Origin of the sequence: Achromobacter sp. 2789STDY5608615, from assembly GCF_001298995.1 — a bacterium.
In the GTDB taxonomy this organism is placed as follows: Bacteria; Pseudomonadota; Gammaproteobacteria; order Burkholderiales; family Burkholderiaceae_B; genus Achromobacter; species Achromobacter insuavis.
Genome location: NZ_CYTY01000023.1, coordinates 32,259 through 51,076, shown reverse-complemented (window position 1 = coordinate 51,076; position 18,818 = coordinate 32,259). Strand labels below are relative to the sequence as shown.

The following is an 18,818-nucleotide window of genomic DNA, read 5'->3' as shown; positions in this document are numbered from 1 at the left end:
GCCCGCCCGCCAGCCGGGCGATGAGATGACGGCCGATGAAGCCGGTGCCGCCGATGACAAGGATACGCATGGAGCAGCCCCTGTTCTTCAGGATTCAGGTCCGATTCTGCCCTGCGTGCGCCGCCTCCGCAAGCTGGCGGCCAAAGCGCCGGACGATATCCCGCCGGCGCTTCGCCCGTGGGGTCAGCCCGCCAGCAACTTGCCGTAGGCCGGAAGATCGACGTTGCCGCCGCTGATGATGACGCCGACGCGCGCGCCGCGCACCGGCACCACGCCCTGCAGCACGGCCGCGGCCGCCAGGCAGCCAGTGGGTTCCACCACCATCTTCATGCGTTCGGCGAAGAATTTCATGGTCGAGACCAGCTGGTCATCCGTCACCGTGACGATATCGCGCACGTGCTTCTGGATGAGGGGGAAGGTCAGGTTGCCCAGATGGGTGGTGGCGGCGCCGTCGGCCAGGGTCTTGGGCGCCTGGATGCGGACGATCTCGCCCTTGCGCAGCGATTGCTGGCCGTCGTTGCCGGCTTCCGGCTCGACGCCGTAGACCAGGCAGCGCGGGCTGAGCGCGAACGCCGACAGCGCCGAGCCCGACAGCAGGCCGCCGCCGCCCAGGCACACGAACAGGTAGTCGAGCTCGCCGACATCCTCGAACAGTTCCTTGGCCGCGGTGCCCTGCCCGGCGATCACGTCTTCGTGGTCGTACGGCGGGATCAGCGTGGCGCCGGTCTCGGACTGGATGCGCAGCGCGATCTGCTCGCGGTCCTCGGTGTAGCGGTCATAGGTGACGATCTGGCCGCCGTAGCCTTCGGTGGCGGCGCGCTTGGCCGCCGGCGCGTCCAGCGGCATGATGATGGTGGCCTTGACGCCCTGCAGCTTGGAGGCCAGCGCAATCGCCTGCGCGTGGTTGCCCGACGAGAACGTGACCACGCCGGCGGCGCGCTGCTCGGGCGTCAGGCGCGCGATGGCGTTGTAGCCGCCGCGGAACTTGAACGCGCCCATGCGCTGGTAGTTCTCGCACTTGAAGAACAACGAGGCGCCGGCGATGGCGTCGGCCGTGGTCGAGGTCAGCACCGGCGTGCGGTGCGCATTGCCGGCCAGGCGCTCGCTGGCGCGCGCGACGTCGTCGAAGGTGGGCAGTTCGGGCAACATGGAAACAGTCCTTTGTACGCGAAGAAAGTCGGATTTTATTTGCCGAACAGCTCGCCGCTGGAGCTGGCGGCGCCGGCCGGCGGGGTCAGGCCCAGGTGGCGCCAGGTGGTCAGGGTGGCGGTGCGGCCGCGCGGCGTGCGTTGCAGGTAGCCGTGCTGGATTAGGTAGGGCTCGATCACGTCCTCGATGGTGTCGCGCTCTTCGCCGATGGCCGCGGCCAGGCTGTCCACGCCCACCGGGCCGCCATCGAACTTGTGGATGATGGCTTCGAGCAGCTTGCGGTCCATCAGGTCCAGGCCCTGCGGGTCGACCTCGAGCATGGCCAGCGCACGGCCGGCGACGTCGGCGTCGATGGTGCCGCCCGCCTTGACCTCGGCGTAGTCGCGCACGCGGCGCAGCAGGCGGTTGGCGATACGCGGCGTGCCGCGGGCGCGGCGCGCCACCTCGGCGGCGCCGTCCGGCGTGATGCCAGCCTTGAGCAGGCCGGCGCTGCGGGTGACGATGCGGCCGAGGTCGTCGGCGCTGTAGAACTCCAGCCGCGAAACGATGCCGAAGCGGTCGCGCAGCGGATTGGTCAGCATGCCGGCGCGGGTGGTGGCGCCGACCAGGGTGAACGGCTGCAGGTCGAGCTTGACGCTGCGCGCGGCCGGGCCCTCGCCGATCAGGATGTCGATCTGGAAATCCTCGAGCGCCGGATAGAGGATTTCCTCGACCACGGGCGACAGGCGATGGATTTCGTCGATGAACAGGACGTCGTTCTTTTCCAGGTTGGTCAGCAGCGCCGCCAGGTCGCCCGGGCGTTCGAGCACGGGGCCGGAGGTCTGGCGCAGCTGCACGCCCATTTCGTGCGCGATGATGTGGGCCAGCGTGGTCTTGCCCAGGCCCGGCGGGCCGAACAGCAGCACGTGGTCCAGCGCCTCGCCGCGCTTGCGGGCGGCCGCGATGAAGATCTCGAGCTGTTCGCGGGCGCGCTGCTGGCCGACGTATTCCTCCAGCGCCTTGGGCCGCAGGGCGCGTTCGATCGATTCCTCGTTGGGCGACGCCGGTTGGGGCGCGACGATGCGAGGCGCGTCGGGGCGGGAGGAAAGCGAATCGGACTGGATGGCCATGGTGCGGGAACGACTGGATACTGAGCGGGATGCTGCATCGTACCGTAACCGCCGGGCCCGGGGCGGGGTCCGGGCCCAAAACGCCCCGGGCCGGAATCAGGCGCCGTCGACGACCGGCAGCTTGACCCGCACGCACAGCCCGCCCGACTCGGCCCGCAGCAGTTCCAGCGAGCCGCCATGGGCGCGGGCAATGGCCTCGGCCAGCGCCAGGCCCAGGCCGACGCTGCCGGTGCGGGTGCGGGCGTCGTCCAGGCGGCTGAAGGGCCGCAGCGCCTCCAGGCGCCGCTCCGGCACGATGCCGGGGCCGTGGTCGGAGACATCCAGCACCGCGTAGCGGTCTTCGCGCCGCAGGCAGATGTCGACGGGCGGCGCGCCATGGTTCAGGGCGTTGCCGATCAGGTTGTCGAGCAGCCGGCCCAGCGCCACGGCGTCCCCGTGCACGATCAGCGCGTCGTCGCCGCCGGAAGTCTTGAGCGTGACGTCGGTGCCGGCGCCGCGCCAGGCGTTGACGCGTTCGGTCAGCCAGTCGGGCAGCACCATCGACGCGTAGCGGTAGGCGGCGGGATCGGTGCCGCGCACGAAGCCGATGAACTGGTCGACCATGTGCTGCATGTCCTGCAGGTCGGTGCGCAGCCCTTCCTTGAGGGCCGAATCGTCGGCCAGCTCGATGCGCAGCCACATGCGCGACAGCGGCCCCTTGAGGTCGTGCGGCAGGCCCGACAGCAGCGTGCGGCGCACGGAATCGGATTCGGCCAGCGCGTCCAGCATGGCGTTGAAGCGTTCGCCCAGCACCCGCGTCTCGTGCGGCCCGGACGGCTCGACCCGCTGCGGCTGGCCGGCGGCCAGGCGGTCGGCGGCGTCGGCCAGGCGGGTGATGGGACGGGTGATGTGCCAGGAAAAGCCCACCGCCAGCAGCAGCAACAGGCCCAGGCCGCCCAGCCAGGCGGCGATGAACGGCGTGGCCACGGGCGGGTCGAGGCGATCCAGCGGGATCACCAGCCATTCACGCAGGCGCGGCGCATCCTCGCTGGCCGGGTTGGGCGCCAGCGAGATGAAGATTTCCGGCGTGGGGCCGCGCGACAGCGCCACCCGGGTGCCGTCGTTCAGGCGCTCGTTGAGCTGCTGCACCAGCCCGCGCAGGTCGCGGCGGATGTCGTCGGGCTCGGGCTTGTAGCGGCGCATGTGCTCTTCGCGTTCGCGCTCGCGGTCGGCGTGGCGCTCTTCGCGTTCGCGCTCGTGTTCGACTTCGCGCTCGTCGCCGCGCATCTCGGGCGGCAGCGGCGGCCCCTGGATCTGGGCGCTCGGCGGCGGCGGAGGCGGCGGGGGCGGAGGATGCTGCGCATTGCGGGGCGGCGGGCGGCGGCCGTTGAAGCGTTGCAGCTTGGCCTCGGCGGGCAGCACCCGCGACCACAGGCGCCACTGGTTCTGCGAGGCGGCGCGCACGAAGTCGGCGCGATCCTCGGCCGGCACCTGCGATACGGCGGCGCGCAAGGTGCGGATGGTGGTGGTGATGTAGCCGATGGCCACGTCTTCCATGAACTTGTGGCGGAAGTACGAGACCGTCACCAGGGTCGCCGCCTGCGTCAGCAGCACCGACCCGAGGATCAGCAGGATGAGCCGCGCTCGCAGCGAGCGCGGCACCAGGAAGCCGGCAGAGAAGCGCATCAGGGGGAAAACCGGTAACCGATGCCCCAGACGGTCTGGATCCAGCGGGGTTGCTTGGGATCGTCCTCGATGACGCGGCGCAGGCGCAGGATCGCGATGTCGATGGCGCGGTCGTTGCGTTCGCCGGCGTCGTCGTCGCGCGCCAGCGCCAGCAGGCGTTCGCGCGACAGCGGCTTGCCGGCGTTGCGCACCAGCGCTTCGAGCAGGTTGATTTCACCGCCGGTGAGCTTGACCACCGTGCCTTCGCGCGACAGCTGGCGGGTGGAGGGATCGAACAGGAACGGGCCGAACGACACCGGCGCGTCCTTGGTCAGCGCCGACGGGCCGCGCTTGCGCCGCAACACGGCCTCGATGCGGGCCAGCAGTTCGCGCGGGTCGAAGGGCTTGCCGACGTAGTCGTCGGCGCCGGCCTCCAGGCCGATGATGCGGTCGACCGCCTCGTCGCGGGCGGTCAGCAGGATGACGGGGATGTCCTCGCCCTGCTCGCGCAGGCGGCGACAGGCGTCGGCGCCGTCGCCGCCGGGCAGCATGCGGTCCAGCACCAGCAGGTCGGGGGCGTAGCGGGTGATGCGCGACGGCAGGTCGCTCGCGTCCGGCGCCAGCAGGGTGTCGTAGCCGTGGCGGTTCAGGTAGTCGGCCAGCAGTTGCCGCAGGGCCGGATCGTCGTCGACGACCAGCAGCTTGGTGTGGTGATTGTCCATGGATGCCATAGTGGAGCCGTCCCGCGTTGGCGGCAAGAGCCGGGAAATCATCTGAAATATACCTGTTGCACGATGTTTGCCGGCGTTGGCGGTCCTTTCGCGTCGGCATGGCCGTGCGGGGCGGACTGGCCCTAAAATAAATCCCATTGCCCGCATACGCTGGTCCGGTTTACTAAAAATCGTTTACAGCTGGGGCAGCGTCCCCTTTCTACACTGTCGTTATGCCCGCCCCTGCATCCTGGCGCAGACGGCTGCTGTACACGGCGTTGACGGCAGGCTTGGCCAGCCCGTTGGCGTCGGCGTTCGGCGGCACGCCCGCGGCCCCCCCTCTCCCCTTCGCCGGCCCCGACCTACGTGGCGCGCGGCATCGGCGTGCTGGCGCCGGTGCAACCGGTGCCGGTCCGGCCCGCGCCGTCGCTGGAGTCGCGCGCGGTGCCGCTCGACCCCACGCCCTGCGACATGCAGACGGCCGAACCGGCCATGGATACCAGCGTGGCCGGCGGCAATGACGCGGAGCTGATACCGGGGACGGGCTCGACCCTGTCCGGCGATGCCAGCGCCGGCCCGCTGGGCTGCACGCCGCCCCAGGCCGCCGCCGACCCGTCCGACACGCCCGAATACGCCTTCGACCTGGAAAGCGGCGATATCCCGCGCGTGCCGGTGGTGGTGATCTCCGGGGTGTCGCGGCCGACCCGTCCCTGGTTCTCCTCGGTCAGCGGCCAGGACGGCCTGCGCTACGGCGGCGACCGCAACTGGGTCTACCGCAACACCACCGGCCCGTCGTTCTCGGTGGGCAACATCAACGCCAACGCGCCCACCTGGGGCAGCAGCGCGCCCGTCGGCGGGCTGCAGATCTCCAACCTGCAAAGCACCACGGCGCCGCTGGCGGAAGGCAGCTTCGGCTATTCCTCGTCGCTGGGCCGGCTCAACCGCATGGATCCGAGCGCCACGTCCGGGGCGGTCGACTACGGCGCCTCGGTCGGCAACAGCACCGTCCGCTACGGGCTGACGCCGGTGCTGACGCTGGAAGGCCAGATGCAGAGCGCGCCGGCGCTGACCACGCGCGGCATGGGCACCACCTATTCCGCCGGCGACTACGGCACTTTCCAGGCCGGCGCCACCCAGAGCTCGTTCGACGCCGCCAGCGCCTGGCGCTACCGCTTCGGCTACAACGTCGACGTGGCCGACGCGGTCAACCTGGGCTACACCAACGAACAGATCGGCGCCGGCTTCGGCGACCTGTCCACCTATTCCGGCGGCGTGGCGGCGGCGCCGCAGACCCGCAACACCCTGTCGGCCGGGGTGCCGATCACCGGCTGGGGCACGCTCAGCGGCACCTATTCGGGGCTGCACGAGGGCTCGGTGCTGGCCGAACAGCGCGTCGGCCTGTCCCACAGCATGTTCGTGGCGCCCAAGGTCAAGCTGGCGGTGGGCGCCGACCGCGACATCATTTCCGGCAATTACGAGTGGCGCGCCAACCTCAGCATGCCGGTGGACACCTTCATGCGCGGCACGTGGCTGAGCTGGTGATGCGGGTCGCCCGGCGGACGGAAATATCCCCCCGCGCCCGGGCGGCCGGATTTGCGGCTTAAAATCCCCGCCATGATGCTCCCGGCCTATCCCCATGTCTGACGCGCGCGCCCTCGGCGTCCTGCAGCGCGTTTTCGGTTACGAATCCTTCCGCGGCGACCAGCAAGCCATCGTCCAGCAAGTCATCGACGGCGGCGACGCGCTGGTCCTGATGCCCACTGGCGGCGGCAAGTCGCTCTGCTACCAGATTCCGTCGCTGGTGCGCGAAGGCACCGGTATCGTCGTGTCGCCCCTGATCGCGCTGATGCAGGACCAGGTCGACGCGCTGACCGAACTCGGCGTGCGCGCCGCCTTCCTCAACTCGACGCAGGAATGGCGCGTGGCCCGCGACGTCGAGCAGGCTTTCCTGGCCGGCGAGCTGGACCTGCTGTACGTGGCGCCCGAGCGCCTGCTGACCGACCGCTGCCTGCAGCTGCTGGAACGTGGCAACATCGCGCTGTTCGCCATCGACGAGGCCCACTGCGTCTCGCAATGGGGCCACGATTTCCGCCCGGAATACCTGGGCCTGTCGATGCTGCACGAACGCTGGCCCGATGTGCCGCGCATCGCGCTGACGGCCACCGCCACCGCCGAGACTCGCACCGAGATCGCCCAGCGCCTGTCGCTGACCGACGCGCACCACTTCGTCTCCAGTTTCGACCGTCCCAACATCCGCTATCGCATCGTCGAGAAAAACGAGGTGCGCAAGCAGCTGCTGGACATGATCCGCACCGAGCACGAGGGCGAATCCGGCGTGGTCTACGCGCTGTCGCGGGCGCGGGTCGAGGAAACCGCCGAATTCCTCTGCAACCAGGGCATCGACGCCATGCCGTACCACGCCGGGCTCAGCGCCCAGGTGCGGGCCGCCAACCAGGCGCGCTTCCTGCGCGAGGACGGCGTGGTCATGGTCGCCACCATCGCCTTCGGCATGGGCATCGACAAGCCCGACGTGCGCTTCGTGGCCCACATCGACCTGCCCAAGTCGGTCGAGGGCTACTACCAGGAAACCGGCCGCGCCGGCCGCGACGGCCTGCCCGCCACCGCCTGGCTGGCCTATGGCCTGCAGGACGTGGTGCAGCAGCGCCGCATGATCGACGAATCCCCCGGCGACGACGCCTACCGCCGCCGCCTCGGCCAGCAACTGGACGCCATGCTGGGGCTGTGCGAAACCGTGGAATGCCGCCGCGTGCGGCTGCTGGCGTATTTCGGCCAGCACATCACGGCCTGCGGCAATTGCGACGTCTGCCTCGATCCGCCCCAGGCCTGGGACGGCACCGTGGCCGCGCAGAAGGTGCTGTCGGCCGTCTACCGCCTCTGGAAGGAACGCGGCCAGCGCTACGGCGCCGGCCACATCATCGACATCCTGCGCGGCAAGGTCACCGACCGCACCAAGCAGCACGGCCACGAAACCCTGAGCGTGTTCGGCGTGGGCGAAGACCTGAGCGACACGGCCTGGCGCGGCGTGCTGCGCCAGTTGCTGGCGCAGGGCCTGCTGACCGTCGACAACGAGGGCTACGGCACCCTGGCCCTGACCGAGGGCAGCCGCGCCGTGCTCAAGGGCGAACGCCAGCTGATGCTGCGGCGCGACTCCGAAAAGAAGACCCGCTCGGGCAAGACCGGCGGCACCCGCGCCAAGGCCGCGGCGATCGACCTGCCCGCCGAACTGCAACCGGTGTTCGAGGCGCTGCGCGCGTGGCGCGGCGAAGTGGCCAAGAGCCACGGCGTGCCGGCCTACGTCATCTTCCACGACGCCACGCTGCGCGAGATCGCGCTGGCCCAGCCGGAATCGATGGACGCGCTCAGCCACATCAGCGGCGTCGGCGCGCGCAAGCTGGAAGCCTACGGCGAAGAGATCCTGCAACGGGTGGCGCGGCCGGTGCTGTAGCGGCCGGCGGTTCTCGATAGCAGCCGCTTCGATGACGGCTGTGCGGCGGCCGTCCGCGTGGCGGCCCATGCGGCGGGCGCCTCGACGGCGCCCGCGTTGCCGTCAGGGCGACGGCGGCGGCAACAGCGGCACGGGCGCGCGTTCCCGGCCGAACACCGAGCGGTAGGCCAGGATGTTGAACACCAGCACCACCGGAATCCCCACCACCGCGCCGGCCATCACCAGCCGCATCGAGCCCAGCGCGCCGGCGCCGTCCCACAGCGTCATGTCGTCCAGGATCAGGTAGGGGAACAGGCTGTAGGCCAGGCCGCTCAGCATCAGCAGGAACAGCGCCACGCACAGCACGAAGGGCAGCCAGCTGAAGCGGTCGGCGCGGCCCGGCAGGCGGGCCAGCAGCATTTCGGCGGCGACGAAGCCGGCCAGCATCAGCACCCATACCGTGGCCGCCAGGCTCAGGTGGGCGATGTTGCTCCATTTGTAGAAGATGCCGGCGTTGGCCAGGCCCAGCGTGACGGCGATGGCGACCATGCCGACCGCGGTCCAGCGGATCGCGTGGCGCGCCCAGTTGGCGGCGCGGCGCTGCAGGTCGCCGTCGACCCGCATCACCAGCCACGATGCGCCCAGCAGCACATAGGCGGCCACGGCGCACAGGCCGACGAACAGCGCGAACCAGCCATAGCCGGCGTCGGATTGGTAGCCGGTGGCGATGCGGCCGAGCAGCATGCCCTGGCCGAAGGCGGTCATCAGCGAACCGGCCCAGAAGGCGAAGATCCAGCGCGGCTTGGCCTCGTTGCGGGCGCGGATGCGGAATTCGAAGGAGACGCTGCGCAGCACCACGCCCAGCACCATGAAGGTGAGCGGTCCGTAGAGCTTGCCCAGCACCGCGCCCCAGGCGAACGGAAAGGCCGAGGCGAACAGCCCCATGCCCAGCAGCAGCCAGAATTCGTTGGCGTCGCGCCAGGGGCTCAGCAGGCTCATCATGCGGCCGCGCTCCTGTTCGGGCGCCAGCTGCAGCAGGATGCCCACGCCCAGGTCGAAGCCGTCCAGCACCACGCCGGCGGCGATGACCACGAACAGCAGGCCCATGAACGCCAGCGGCATCCAGAAGGAAGGATCATCGGGACTCAGCCCCTGCGAGGCGGCGAGCATGGCGATCATGGCGTTCCCCCGCCCAGTTTGCGCACCGGCACCACGCCGTAGCGGGCCGCGTGGAACAGCATGCCGGCGAAGGCCGCCAGCAGCAGCGCGTACAGCAGGCCGTAGCCGATCAGACCGTACAGCACGGTGCTGGAAGACATGGGGCCCAGCACCTCGGTCTGGGTGATCGTGCCGTTGACGACGAAGGGTTGCAGGCCGATGACGGACACCCACCAGGCGGCGACGACGGCGATGCCGCCGGAGAACATCATGCCGCACAGCACGCGCTGCCACCATCGCGACACCACCGCGACATCCATGCCGCGGCGCCAGGTCAGCAGGACCGTGACCCAGGACACGGCCAGCATCAGCAGGCCCAGCCCCGCCGCCACCCGCAGCGACCAGAAGGTCAGCGCCACCGGCGGCAGCATGCCCGAATACTTGTCCAGCCCCTGGTAGGTGCCGTCTTCATTGCGGTGCAGCCACATGCCGCCGGCGTTGTTCCAGGTCCAGTCGGCCACGTTGGTGTGGTTGCGGGCGTCCGGCCAGCCGAACAGCACCAGGCGCGGCTCGGCGCCGCTTTCCCAGTAGCCGGCGGCGGCGGCGGCCTTGGCGGGCTGGTACTGCGCCACCATCTGGCCGGCGCCGGAGGCCACCGGCAACTGCAGCACGGAAGCCAGCGCGGCGATCGCCAGGCCGGTCTTGAAGGTGCAGCGCTCGCCGTCGTCCAGCGGACGGCGCAGGGCCTGCAGCGCGGTCACGCCCATCATCAGGAAGGCCGCGGCCAGGGCCGAGCCCACCACCACCACGGCCATGCGCCAGCCGACCGAGGGGTTCAGCACCACCGCCGCCCAGTCGTAGACCTGGTAGCGGCCATCGACCAGCACGGCGCCGTCAGGCGTCTGCATCCACGATTGCAGCGCCAGCACCCAGAACAGCGCCACCAGCTGCCCCACGGCCACCATCAGCACCGCCAGGGTGTGGGCGCCGTCGGACACGCGGCGCTGGCCGAACAGCATGACGCCCAGGAAACACGACTTGAGGATGAAGACGGACAGGATGCCGTAGCCCAGCAACGGCCCGGCGACGTTGCCGATCTTGTCCATCAGACCGGCCCACAGGCTGCCCAGCTGGATCAGCACCGGCACACAGGCGGCCAGGGTCAGCACGAAGGACAGGGCGAAGATGCGGACCCAGAAGCGGTAGGCGGCGGTCCAGCCGCCCTGCCCCGAGACGCGGGCGCGTATCTTGAAGAACAGCAGGACCCACGCAAGCGCCAGGGCCACGGCCAGGAACAGCGCCAGGAAGCTCAGGCTGGCCACGAATTGCGCGCGGGCCAGGGAAAGGGTGGAGATATCCATGATGGCCCGTAGTGTAGAGCCAGTTACATGGCAATGGGGGCCAGTTTGAAACCGCTTGCAGCGAGCCAAAAATGGCTTGTCACGGGAACGTGGCAAAATTGACGCTTTGTCGCTGCTTTTTCCTATTCTTTCAAGAATGACCTCCGCCACGACGCCGACCCCCGCCGCATCCAATTTCCTGCTCAACATCGTCGAAGACGACCTGCAAGCCAACCGCTTCCAGGGCAAGCGTTGGGCGGGCAAGCCTGGACCGGCCTCCGTGCAGCAGCAGGGCGAACCCGACCCGGCGAAGATCCGCACCCGTTTTCCGCCGGAGCCCAACGGCTACCTGCACATCGGCCACGCCAAGAGCATCTGCGTGAATTTCGGCCTGGCCCGCGATTTCGGCGGCGTCTGTCACCTGCGCTTTGACGACACCAACCCCGAGAAGGAAGACCAGGAATACGTCGACGCCATCATCGAGGCCGTGCACTGGCTGGGCTTCGACTGGAAGGCCGACGGCCGCGAGAACCTGTATTTCGCCAGCGACTACTTCGGCTATATGTATGAGTTCGCCGAGGCGCTGGTCGAGGCCGGCCACGCCTACGTCGACGCGCAGAGCCCCGACGAGATCCGCGCCAACCGCGGCACCCTGACCGAACCCGGCACCGACTCGCCCTGGCGCAACCGTCCGGCCGCCGAGTCCATCACGCTGCTGCGCGAGATGCGCGACGGCAAGCACCCGGACGGCAGCCTGGTGCTGCGCGCCAAGATCAACATGGCGTCGCCCAACATCAACCTGCGCGACCCGGTCATGTACCGCGTGCGTCACGCCACCCACCACCGCACCGGCAACCAGTGGTGCATCTACCCGATGTACAGCTGGGCGCACCCGGTGGAGGACGCGCTGGAAGGCATCACCCACAGCGTCTGCACGCTGGAGTTCGAAGACCAGCGCCCGTTCTACGACTGGATCCTGGAACGCCTGGCCGAACTGGGCAAGCTGGCCCGGCCGCTGCCGCACCAATATGAGTTCTCCCGCCTGAACCTGAGCTACGTGGTCACCAGCAAGCGCAAGCTGCTGCAACTGGTGCGCGAAGGCCACGTGGACGGCTGGGACGATCCGCGCATGCCGACCATCTTCGGCCTGCGCCGCCGCGGCTACACGCCGGCCTCGATCCGCCTGTTCTGCGACCGCACGGCGGTGTCGAAGTCGGATTCGCGCATCGACTACAGCCTGCTGGAGCAGGCCGTGCGCGACGACCTGGACCCGATCGCGCCGCGTTCGGTGGCGGTGCTGGACCCGCTCAAGCTGGTCATCACCAACTATCCGGAAGGCCAGACCGAGATCTGCACGGCGCCGCGCAATCCGCACGATCCGGAAGCCGGCGTGCGCGAATTCCCGCTGTCGCGCGAGCTGTGGATCGAGCGCGATGACTTCCGCGAGGAAGCGCCGAAGAAGTATTTCCGCCTGTTCCCGGGCAACCTGGTGCGCCTGAAGTACGGTTATGTGGTGCGTTGCACCGGCTTTACCAAGAACGAGGCGGGCGAGGTGGTCGAGGTGCAGGCGGAGTACCTGCCTGAGACGCGCAGCGGCACGCCGGGGGCGGACAGCGTCAAGGTCAAGGGCAATATCACCTGGGTGAGCGCGGCGCATGCGGTGCCGGCGCAGATCCATCTGTACGACCGCCTGTTCGCGGATCCGCGGCCGGATGGCGGCGACAAGGATTTCCTGGCCTGCCTGAATCCGAATTCGAAGCAGACGGTGACGGCGTGGCTGGAGCCGGGCACGGTGGCGACGCCGGGGGCGACGTGGCAGTTCGAGCGGCTGGGGTATTTCACGGCTGACTTGAAGGAGTCGACCGTGGAGAAGCCTGTGCTGAATCGGGTGGTGACGTTGCGGGATTCTTGGGCGCAGGGGTGAACGGGTTTTGCCTTGTTGCGTTGTGTATTCAAAAAAGCGCCTTCGGGCGCTTTTTTTTATGGCCAGCGAGGTTGTGGGCTTCGTAGGCCGCGCCTCGCGCGGTGGGCCTGGGGAGGGCGCGCCCACGATTGCGGTCCGGAATCGAGCGTTGAGGCCGGGCTGGATACAGGGGTTCCGGAGAGGTTTTCGGGGCCCGCCAAAATCGGCCGCGCGGGCGGCCGGTTTTGGCATACGTGGTGTCTGGCGTTGGGGCGATGGGCGCTGCGCGGAGGGGGGCAGGGAGATTGCTTTGGGGGGGGCGGGGACGCCCCCCCCCGCCCTCTTTCAGTCCAGTTTGATGTTGGCGGCCTTTACTACGTCGGCCCACTTGGCGGTTTCGCTTTTCATGTAGGCCTCGAAGTCGGCGGGGGTGCCGCCCAGGGGTTGGCTGCCTTCGTCTTCCAGGCGCTTGATGACGGCGGGTTCCTTGAGGACGGCCTGCATGCGGGCGTTGAGCTGGTTGACCATGTCGGGGGACATGCCGGCGGGGCCGACCAGGCCGGTCCAGGCGGAGGCTTCGAAGCCGGGGTAGCCGGATTCGGCGACGGTGGGGACGTCGGGCAAGGCGGCCAGGCGGGCGTTGGAGGTGACGGCCAGGGCGCGCAGCTTGTTGGCGGCGAGCAGGGGGAAGGCGGTCTGCGGGGTGATGAAGTAGAGGTCGGTCTGGCCGCCGACCAGGTCGGTGACGGCGGGGCCGGCGCCCTTGTAGGGGACGTGCAGGAACTCGACGCCGGCGCGGCGCGCGAGCATGACGCCGGACATGTGGCCGATGGTGCCGTTGCCGGCGGAGGCCAGGCGCAACGCGGCGGCGGGCTTTTTCCTGGCGTCGTCGACGAGGTCGGCGAGGGTCTTGTAGGGCGAGTCGGCGCGCACCACCAGGACCACCGGCTGGGCCGCGACCAGGCCGACCAGGGTGAAGTCCTTTTTCGGGTCGAAGGGCATCTTCGGATACAGCGCGGGGTTGATCGCGAGGTTGGCGGCCTGGCCCATGCCGACGGTGTAGCCGTCGGGCTGGGCGCGGGCCACGTAGTCCATGCCGATGTTGCCGGTGGCGCCGGGCTTGTTCTGCACCACCAGGTTCCAGCCGGTGGCCACGCCCAGGCGCTCGGCCAGAAGGCGGCTGACGACGTCGGTGCCGCCGCCCGGCGGCATCGGCACGACCAGGTTGATGGGGCGTTCGGGATAGGCGGCGATGGCGGGCGCGGCGCCGGCCAGGGTGGCGACGGCGATCGCGGCCGCGGCCAGGCGGCGCGGCAAGAGGCGCGAGAGGGCATGCATGAGTTGTCTCCAGAGGGGATATATATCGGGCGGGACGGCCGGGGCCGACAGGGTTAGTTCACAGGCCCCACGACGCCTGCTTCGGTCAGGGCCGCGATCTGCGTCGCGCTCAGCCCCAGGGTTTCCAGCAACTGGGCGCCATGCGCGCCCAATGCCGGGGGATCGATACGCACGCCGGGGCGGCGGCCGCCCAGCGTGATGGGCAGCAGCGGCACCTTGGCATGCGCGTTGACCGCCCCGCTGCCCGCCCCGCTGCCCGCACCGTCTTGCGGCAGGGCGATCTCGGCCAGGCCGCCGGTGGCGGCCAGGTGCGGATCGTCGAACAGGTCCTGCGGCTTGGCGATGGGCGCGTAAGGCAGGCCGTGCGCCTCGAAGCGGGCGGCGATGGCGGCGGCCGGCTCGGACGCCAGGCGTTCGCGCAGGATCGGCATGAGCCAGGCGCGGGCCTCGACACGGTCGTTGTTACCCGCCAGGCGCGCGTCGGCGGCCAGGTCGGCGAAGCCGAAGGCGTCGCAGAACAGCTTCCACTGGGTGTCGGACACCACGGCCAGGAAGATCTGTTCGCCATCCTTGACGGTGAAGACGTCGTACACCGCCCACGCCGAGATGCGGCTGGGCATGGGCGCGGCGGGCTTGCCGGTGACGGCGTACTGCATCATGTGGTGGCCGACCAGGAACACGTTGTTCTCGAACAGCGCGCTCTGCACTTCCTGGCCGCGGCCGGTGCGCTGGCGCTCGAGCAGCGCGGCCATGGCGCCCATGGCGCCGAACATGCCGCCCATGATGTCGTTGACGGCCGCGCCCGCCCGCAGGGGACGCCCTTCGGGGCCGGTCATGTAGGCCAGGCCGCCCATCATCTGCACCACCTCGTCGAGCGCGGTGCGGTGCTGGTAGGGACCAGGCAGGAAGCCCTTGTGCGAGACGTAGATCAGGCGCTCGTTCAGCTTCGACAGCGTGGCGTAGTCCAGCCCCAGGCGCGCCATGGTGCCGGCCTTGAAGTTCTCGCTGACGATGTCGGCCGTGGCGATCAGCTTGAGCACCAGCTCGATGCCGCGCGGATCCTGCAGGTTGACCGGCAGGCTCTTCTTGTTGCGGTTGAACATGGTGAAGAAGCCCGCGCCCGAGCCTTTCAGGCGGCGCGTGTTGTCGCCCTGGACCGGTTCGATCTTGATGACCTCGGCGCCCAGGTCAGCCAGCATCATGCCGCAGGTGGGGGCCATCACCATGTGGGTGAATTCGACCACCCGGATGCCCGTCAGCGGCAGGGCCGGTTCGGCGCTGGCCGGATGTGCGTCATGCGTACTCATGCGGCCTCCCGCGCGTAGGTGAATCCTTTCGGCAGGCCCGCGTCGGGCACGTGGCCGTACAGCGCTTCGCCCGGCAACCCGTCGCGCAGCGCGGCGCGGGCCGCCATCAGCGCGTCGACGTCGATGCTGGTATCCAGGCCCATCGACTCCAGCAGGAACACCAGGTCCTCGGTGACGATGTTGCCGGAGGCGCCCGGCGCGTAGGGGCAGCCGCCCAGGCCGCCCTGGCTGGCGTCGAAGGTGTCGACGCCGACCTCCAGCGCCGCCACCACGTTGGCCAGCCCCTGGCCGCGGGTGTTGTGGAAATGGGCGCCGCCGGCGCGCGCGCCCAGCTCGGCGCGCAGCGCCTTGAACAGGCGCCCGACCTGCGCCGGATTGGCGTAGCCGGTGGTGTCCGACAGCCCGACCTCGTCGACGCCCAGCTGCGCCATGGCCACGGCCATGCGCAGCGTGTCGGCTTCCGGCACCTGGCCGGCCAGGGTGCAGCCGAAGGCGGTCGACAGACCGGCCTCGAGTTTCACGCCGGGATGGCGGGCGTCGCGCAGCGCCACCACGGCCGCGACTTCGTCACGCATCTGCGCGTGGGTCTTGCGCACGTTGGCCAGGGAATGGGCCTCGCTCACCGACACCGGCAGCGTGACCTTGGCCGCGCCGGCCTCGAAGGCGGCCTGCGCGCCGCGCAGGTTCGGCGCCAGCGCCGCGACGTGCAGGCCGGGCAACTGGCGCGCGCCGGCCACCACCTCGGCGGCATCGGCCATCTGCGGCAGCAGCTTGGGCGGCACGAACGAGCAGACCTCGATTTCGCGCAGGCCGGCCGCCGCCAGCGCGCCGATCCAGCGCAGCTTGGCGGGCGTGGACATGACGGCGGCGATGCTCTGCAACCCATCCCGGGGGCCGACCTCGCTGACTAGAATCTGGGGCATTGACTTTCTCCTTAGCGTTCTATAAGATAGAACGACGTTCTATAAATTATTCCCCATCCGGATTCCGGGTGTCAACCCTGCCTGCCCGAAAGGCCGTTTCGCCATGCCCAGAAAAGCCAGCCAGCCCTCCCTCGCCGACCAGCACGCCGCGCCCGGCGGCGCCGCCGCGGTCGATCGCGCGCTGTCGGTGCTGTCCGCCTTCCGCACGGGCGACACCGCCCTGACCCTGGCGGAACTGGCCGAGCGCACCCAGCTCTACAAGAGCACCGTGCTGCGCCTGCTGGCCTCGCTGGAACACGGCCGCCTGGTGCAGCGCAGCGCGGACGGCCACTACACGCTGGGCGCGGAGATCGCGCGGCTGCACGCCGTGTATGCGGCGTCGTTCTCGCTGGAAGGGGTGGTGATGCCGGTGCTGCGGGAACTGACCCGCGTGACCCGCGAAAGCGCCGCGTTCCACGTGCGCCAGGGCGACCATCGCCTGTGCCTGTACCGGGTGGATTCGCCGCAGCCGGTGCGCGACCACATCAAGGCCGGCGACCTGCTGCCGCTGGAACGGGGCGCGGGCGGACGCGTGCTGATGGCCTTCGCCGGCGCGGCCGGCGAGCCGTACGAGACCATCCGCCACAGCGGCGTGGTGGTGCTGGAGGGTGACCGCATGCCCGAGCTGTCCGGCATCTCGGCGCCGGTCTTCAATGAAACGGGGGCCCTGGCCGGCGCCGTCACGCTGACCATGCCCACGCCGCGGCTGCAACGCGAACATGCGGCGCTGGTGGTGGCCGCCGCCGCCGAAGCCACCCGCAACCTGGGGGGTTTTTACCCTTGGCCGAACGATTGAACGGGGCCCGGGCGGGTTATCATGCCCGACATTCCGCAGCCGGTTGCGCGCGCCCCTTCCAGGCGCCCCGAACCGCCAGCCCCAATCAAGATGAACACTGAATCCCTAGCCCTGGACTTCAAGAGCGCCACCCTGTATGCGATCCGGGTGGTCCTGCACAGCGCCGACCCCGAACGCCTGAACGCCGCGCTGGCCAAGCGCATGGCCGACGCCGGCAGCTTCTTCGAGAACGAGCCCGTGGTGATCGACGCCAGCCGCGTCGAGGAAGCCATCGACTGGGCCGCGCTGGTCGGCGCCTTGCGCGGGCACAACCTGCCGCCCATCGGCGTGGTGGCCGAAGGCGCCAACCTGGCCGCGGCCCGCGCCGCGGGCCTGACGCCGGTGGAGCTGTCCACCCCGGCCGCGCGTCCGGCGCAGGTGATCGACACCGCCCCGCCCAACGACGTCGCCACGCCGGTGCCGTCGGTGCCGGCCGCCGCCGTCGAGATCGCGCCCGCGCCCACCACGGCTGCCGAAGCGCCGGCCGAAAAGGCCGCCGAACCCGCCACGCCCAAGAGCGCGGCCGAACCGCTGCCCGAGCGCGCCGCCGCCAGCACCACGTCGGCCGCCAGCCCGACGCCGGCCGCGCCGCAATCGTCGTCGGCCCTGGTCATCACCCGCCCGCTGCGTTCCGGCCAGCGCGTCTACGCGCGCCACACCGACCTGGTCGTGATCGGCATGGTCAGCCAGGGCGCCGAAGTCATCGCCGACGGCAACGTGCACGTGTACGGACCGCTGCGCGGCAAGGCCATGGCCGGCGCGCGCGGCGACACCTCGGCGCGCATCTTCACCACGCATCTGGATGCCGAGCTGCTGGCCGTGGCCGGCGTCTATCGCGTGGTCGAGGACAAGCTCGACCGCTCGCTGCACAACCAGCCCGCGCTGGTGCGCCTGGATGGCGATACCTTGCGCATCGAGGCCCTGAAAGCCTGAGCGGGCCGGCCTCTGGCAAGACCGCGCCAGGCTCGGAACGGTCTTGCATCGACAGACTCTGTTTACCTTGAACGGGCGGTGCCCGTTCAACACATTCTGTAAGAAGCCTTACACGGGCTTTTTGCTTTACGATAACGCGATTTATTCGAACATAAGGGTTTGATCGTCATGACACGCATTGTTGTGGTGACTTCCGGCAAAGGCGGCGTGGGCAAAACCACGACGAGCGCCAGTTTTTCCGCGGGCCTCGCGATGCGGGGCCACAAGACCGCTGTCATCGACTTCGACGTCGGCCTGCGCAATCTCGACCTCATCATGGGCTGCGAGCGTCGCGTGGTGTACGACTTCGTCAATGTGATCCAGGGTGAAGCCACGCTCAACCAGGCGCTGATCAAGGACAAGCAGCTTGAAAACCTGTTCATCCTGCCCGCCTCGCAGACGCGCGACAAGGACGCGCTGACGCAGGAAGGCGTGGAAAAGGTCATCAACGACCTGAAGGAAATGGGCTTCGACTACATCGTCTGCGACTCGCCCGCCGGCATCGAGACGGGCGCGCTGATGGCGGCCTATTTCGCCGACGACGCGCTGGTCGTGACCAACCCCGAAGTCTCGTCGGTGCGCGACTCCGACCGCATCCTGGGCATCCTGGCGGCCAAGTCCAAGCGCGCCGTCGAAGGCGGCGACCCGGTCAAGGAATTCCTGCTGCTGACGCGCTACAACCCCAAGCGCGTGGTCGACGGCGAGATGCTGTCGCTGGGCGACATCGAGGACATCCTGCGCATCAAGCTGATCGGCGTCATCCCCGAGTCCGAAGCCGTGCTGCAGGCCTCGAACCAGGGCCTGCCGGCCATCCACCTGAAAGATACCGACGTGTCCGAGGCCTACAAGGACGTCGTGGCCCGCTACCTGGGCGAAGACAAGGCCCTGCGCTTTACCGACTACGAAAAGCCGGGTTTCCTGAAACGCCTGTTCGGAGGCAAGTAAG

The 18,818-nt window shown here is 69.5% G+C and carries 16 protein-coding genes; 7 read left to right on the top strand and 9 right to left on the bottom strand.

What is annotated here, in order from left to right; translation table 11 throughout:
• Window positions 1-208, top strand: a 208-nt coding sequence (locus AOZ49_RS33640; protein WP_231690395.1) for a hypothetical protein, incomplete at its 5' end; no start/stop codon positions are given.
• On the opposite strand, the gene AOZ49_RS19815 is transcribed toward AOZ49_RS33640, so the two are convergent.
• The 4 genes from AOZ49_RS19815 to AOZ49_RS19800 form a co-directional block, all read right to left on the bottom strand.
• Entirely contained in the window at window positions 184-1,149 is a 966-nt protein-coding gene (locus AOZ49_RS19815) for a threo-3-hydroxy-L-aspartate ammonia-lyase (RefSeq protein ID WP_054432890.1), read from the bottom strand. The genes AOZ49_RS33640 and AOZ49_RS19815 overlap by 25 nt on opposite strands.
• Window positions 1,150-1,184: 35 nt before the next feature.
• A complete protein-coding gene (ruvB, locus tag AOZ49_RS19810) occupies window positions 1,185-2,258 on the bottom strand; it encodes a Holliday junction branch migration DNA helicase RuvB (protein WP_054477292.1) in 1,074 nt (357 codons plus the stop codon).
• A 96-nt stretch (window positions 2,259-2,354) separates the two neighbouring features.
• Window positions 2,355-3,923: a sensor histidine kinase gene (locus AOZ49_RS19805; protein WP_054432888.1), complete on the bottom strand. Its 1,569-nt coding sequence runs from the start codon at window positions 3,921-3,923 to the stop codon at window positions 2,355-2,357.
• A complete protein-coding gene (locus tag AOZ49_RS19800) occupies window positions 3,923-4,624 on the bottom strand; it encodes a response regulator (protein WP_006393155.1) in 702 nt (233 codons plus the stop codon). The genes AOZ49_RS19805 and AOZ49_RS19800 overlap by 1 nt, the downstream gene beginning before the upstream one ends.
• 354 nt (window positions 4,625-4,978) lie before the next feature.
• Between AOZ49_RS19800 and AOZ49_RS19795 the strand changes: the two genes are divergently transcribed.
• Both AOZ49_RS19795 and recQ read left to right on the top strand, forming a co-directional pair.
• A complete protein-coding gene (locus tag AOZ49_RS19795) occupies window positions 4,979-6,154 on the top strand; it encodes a fimbrial protein (protein ID WP_231690394.1) in 1,176 nt (391 codons plus the stop codon).
• Window positions 6,155-6,248: 94 nt separating this feature from the next.
• On the top strand, window positions 6,249-8,078 hold the full coding sequence (recQ, locus tag AOZ49_RS19790) for a DNA helicase RecQ (RefSeq protein WP_054432887.1): 1,830 nt from the start codon (window positions 6,249-6,251) through the stop codon (window positions 8,076-8,078).
• Between the two features lie 102 nt (window positions 8,079-8,180).
• Here recQ and AOZ49_RS19785 read toward each other — a convergent pair whose 3' ends face one another.
• Both AOZ49_RS19785 and AOZ49_RS19780 read right to left on the bottom strand, forming a co-directional pair.
• Complete coding sequence (locus tag AOZ49_RS19785; protein WP_054432886.1) at window positions 8,181-9,236, bottom strand: cytochrome d ubiquinol oxidase subunit II; 1,056 nt, start codon at window positions 9,234-9,236, stop codon at window positions 8,181-8,183.
• Complete coding sequence (locus AOZ49_RS19780; RefSeq protein WP_054432885.1) at window positions 9,233-10,576, bottom strand: cytochrome ubiquinol oxidase subunit I; 1,344 nt, start codon at window positions 10,574-10,576, stop codon at window positions 9,233-9,235. Before AOZ49_RS19780 ends, AOZ49_RS19785 begins: the two co-directional genes overlap by 4 nt.
• A gap of 136 nt (window positions 10,577-10,712) precedes the next feature.
• On the opposite strand from AOZ49_RS19780, the gene AOZ49_RS19775 reads away from it, so the two are divergent.
• Window positions 10,713-12,479 carry a glutamine--tRNA ligase/YqeY domain fusion protein gene (locus AOZ49_RS19775; protein ID WP_054432884.1) on the top strand — a complete coding sequence of 589 codons (1,767 nt, stop codon included), beginning with the start codon at window positions 10,713-10,715 and terminating at the stop codon, window positions 12,477-12,479.
• Between the two features lie 324 nt (window positions 12,480-12,803).
• Here AOZ49_RS19775 and AOZ49_RS19770 read toward each other — a convergent pair whose 3' ends face one another.
• Genes AOZ49_RS19770 through AOZ49_RS19760 form a run of 3 tightly spaced genes read right to left on the bottom strand, consistent with a single transcriptional unit; the run spans window position 12,804 to window position 16,026 of the window.
• Window positions 12,804-13,796 (bottom strand): Bug family tripartite tricarboxylate transporter substrate binding protein, encoded by a 993-nt coding sequence (locus tag AOZ49_RS19770; protein WP_054432883.1) that lies wholly within the window; start codon window positions 13,794-13,796, stop codon window positions 12,804-12,806.
• A gap of 53 nt (window positions 13,797-13,849) precedes the next feature.
• A complete protein-coding gene (locus AOZ49_RS19765; protein WP_054477291.1) occupies window positions 13,850-15,103 on the bottom strand; it encodes a CaiB/BaiF CoA transferase family protein in 1,254 nt (417 codons plus the stop codon).
• Entirely contained in the window at window positions 15,100-16,026 is a 927-nt protein-coding gene (locus tag AOZ49_RS19760) for a hydroxymethylglutaryl-CoA lyase (protein WP_054477290.1), read from the bottom strand. Before AOZ49_RS19760 ends, AOZ49_RS19765 begins: the two co-directional genes overlap by 4 nt.
• 103 nt (window positions 16,027-16,129) lie before the next feature.
• Between AOZ49_RS19760 and AOZ49_RS19755 the strand changes: the two genes are divergently transcribed.
• The 3 genes from AOZ49_RS19755 (at window position 16,130) to minD (ending at window position 18,817) form a co-directional block, all read left to right on the top strand.
• A complete protein-coding gene (locus AOZ49_RS19755; RefSeq protein ID WP_054432880.1) occupies window positions 16,130-16,861 on the top strand; it encodes an IclR family transcriptional regulator in 732 nt (243 codons plus the stop codon).
• A gap of 90 nt (window positions 16,862-16,951) precedes the next feature.
• Window positions 16,952-17,833 carry a septum site-determining protein MinC gene (gene minC, locus AOZ49_RS19750; protein WP_054432879.1) on the top strand — a complete coding sequence of 294 codons (882 nt, stop codon included), beginning with the start codon at window positions 16,952-16,954 and terminating at the stop codon, window positions 17,831-17,833.
• A gap of 168 nt (window positions 17,834-18,001) precedes the next feature.
• Entirely contained in the window at window positions 18,002-18,817 is an 816-nt protein-coding gene (gene minD, locus AOZ49_RS19745; protein WP_035361266.1) for a septum site-determining protein MinD, read from the top strand.
• The last annotated feature ends 1 nt before the right edge of the window (window position 18,818 follow it).

Bases quoted from the DNA above. Each gene is read 5' to 3' on its own strand.
- AOZ49_RS19815 (WP_054432890.1), bottom strand. From the start codon at position 1,149: ATGTTGCCCGAACTGCCCACCTTCGACGACGTCGCGCGCGCCAGCGAG.
- ruvB (WP_054477292.1), bottom strand. From the start codon at position 2,258: ATGGCCATCCAGTCCGATTCGCTTTCCTCCCGCCCCGACGCGCCTCGC.
- AOZ49_RS19805 (WP_054432888.1), bottom strand. From the start codon at position 3,923: ATGCGCTTCTCTGCCGGCTTCCTGGTGCCGCGCTCGCTGCGAGCGCGG.
- AOZ49_RS19800 (WP_006393155.1), bottom strand. From the start codon at position 4,624: ATGGACAATCACCACACCAAGCTGCTGGTCGTCGACGACGATCCGGCC.
- recQ (WP_054432887.1), top strand. From the start codon at position 6,249: ATGTCTGACGCGCGCGCCCTCGGCGTCCTGCAGCGCGTTTTCGGTTAC.
- AOZ49_RS19785 (WP_054432886.1), bottom strand. From the start codon at position 9,236: ATGATCGCCATGCTCGCCGCCTCGCAGGGGCTGAGTCCCGATGATCCT.
- AOZ49_RS19780 (WP_054432885.1), bottom strand. From the start codon at position 10,576: ATGGATATCTCCACCCTTTCCCTGGCCCGCGCGCAATTCGTGGCCAGC.
- AOZ49_RS19775 (WP_054432884.1), top strand. From the start codon at position 10,713: ATGACCTCCGCCACGACGCCGACCCCCGCCGCATCCAATTTCCTGCTC.
- AOZ49_RS19770 (WP_054432883.1), bottom strand. From the start codon at position 13,796: ATGCATGCCCTCTCGCGCCTCTTGCCGCGCCGCCTGGCCGCGGCCGCG.
- AOZ49_RS19765 (WP_054477291.1), bottom strand. From the start codon at position 15,103: ATGAGTACGCATGACGCACATCCGGCCAGCGCCGAACCGGCCCTGCCG.
- AOZ49_RS19760 (WP_054477290.1), bottom strand. From the start codon at position 16,026: ATGCCCCAGATTCTAGTCAGCGAGGTCGGCCCCCGGGATGGGTTGCAG.
- AOZ49_RS19755 (WP_054432880.1), top strand. From the start codon at position 16,130: ATGCCCAGAAAAGCCAGCCAGCCCTCCCTCGCCGACCAGCACGCCGCG.
- minC (WP_054432879.1), top strand. From the start codon at position 16,952: ATGAACACTGAATCCCTAGCCCTGGACTTCAAGAGCGCCACCCTGTAT.
- minD (WP_035361266.1), top strand. From the start codon at position 18,002: ATGACACGCATTGTTGTGGTGACTTCCGGCAAAGGCGGCGTGGGCAAA.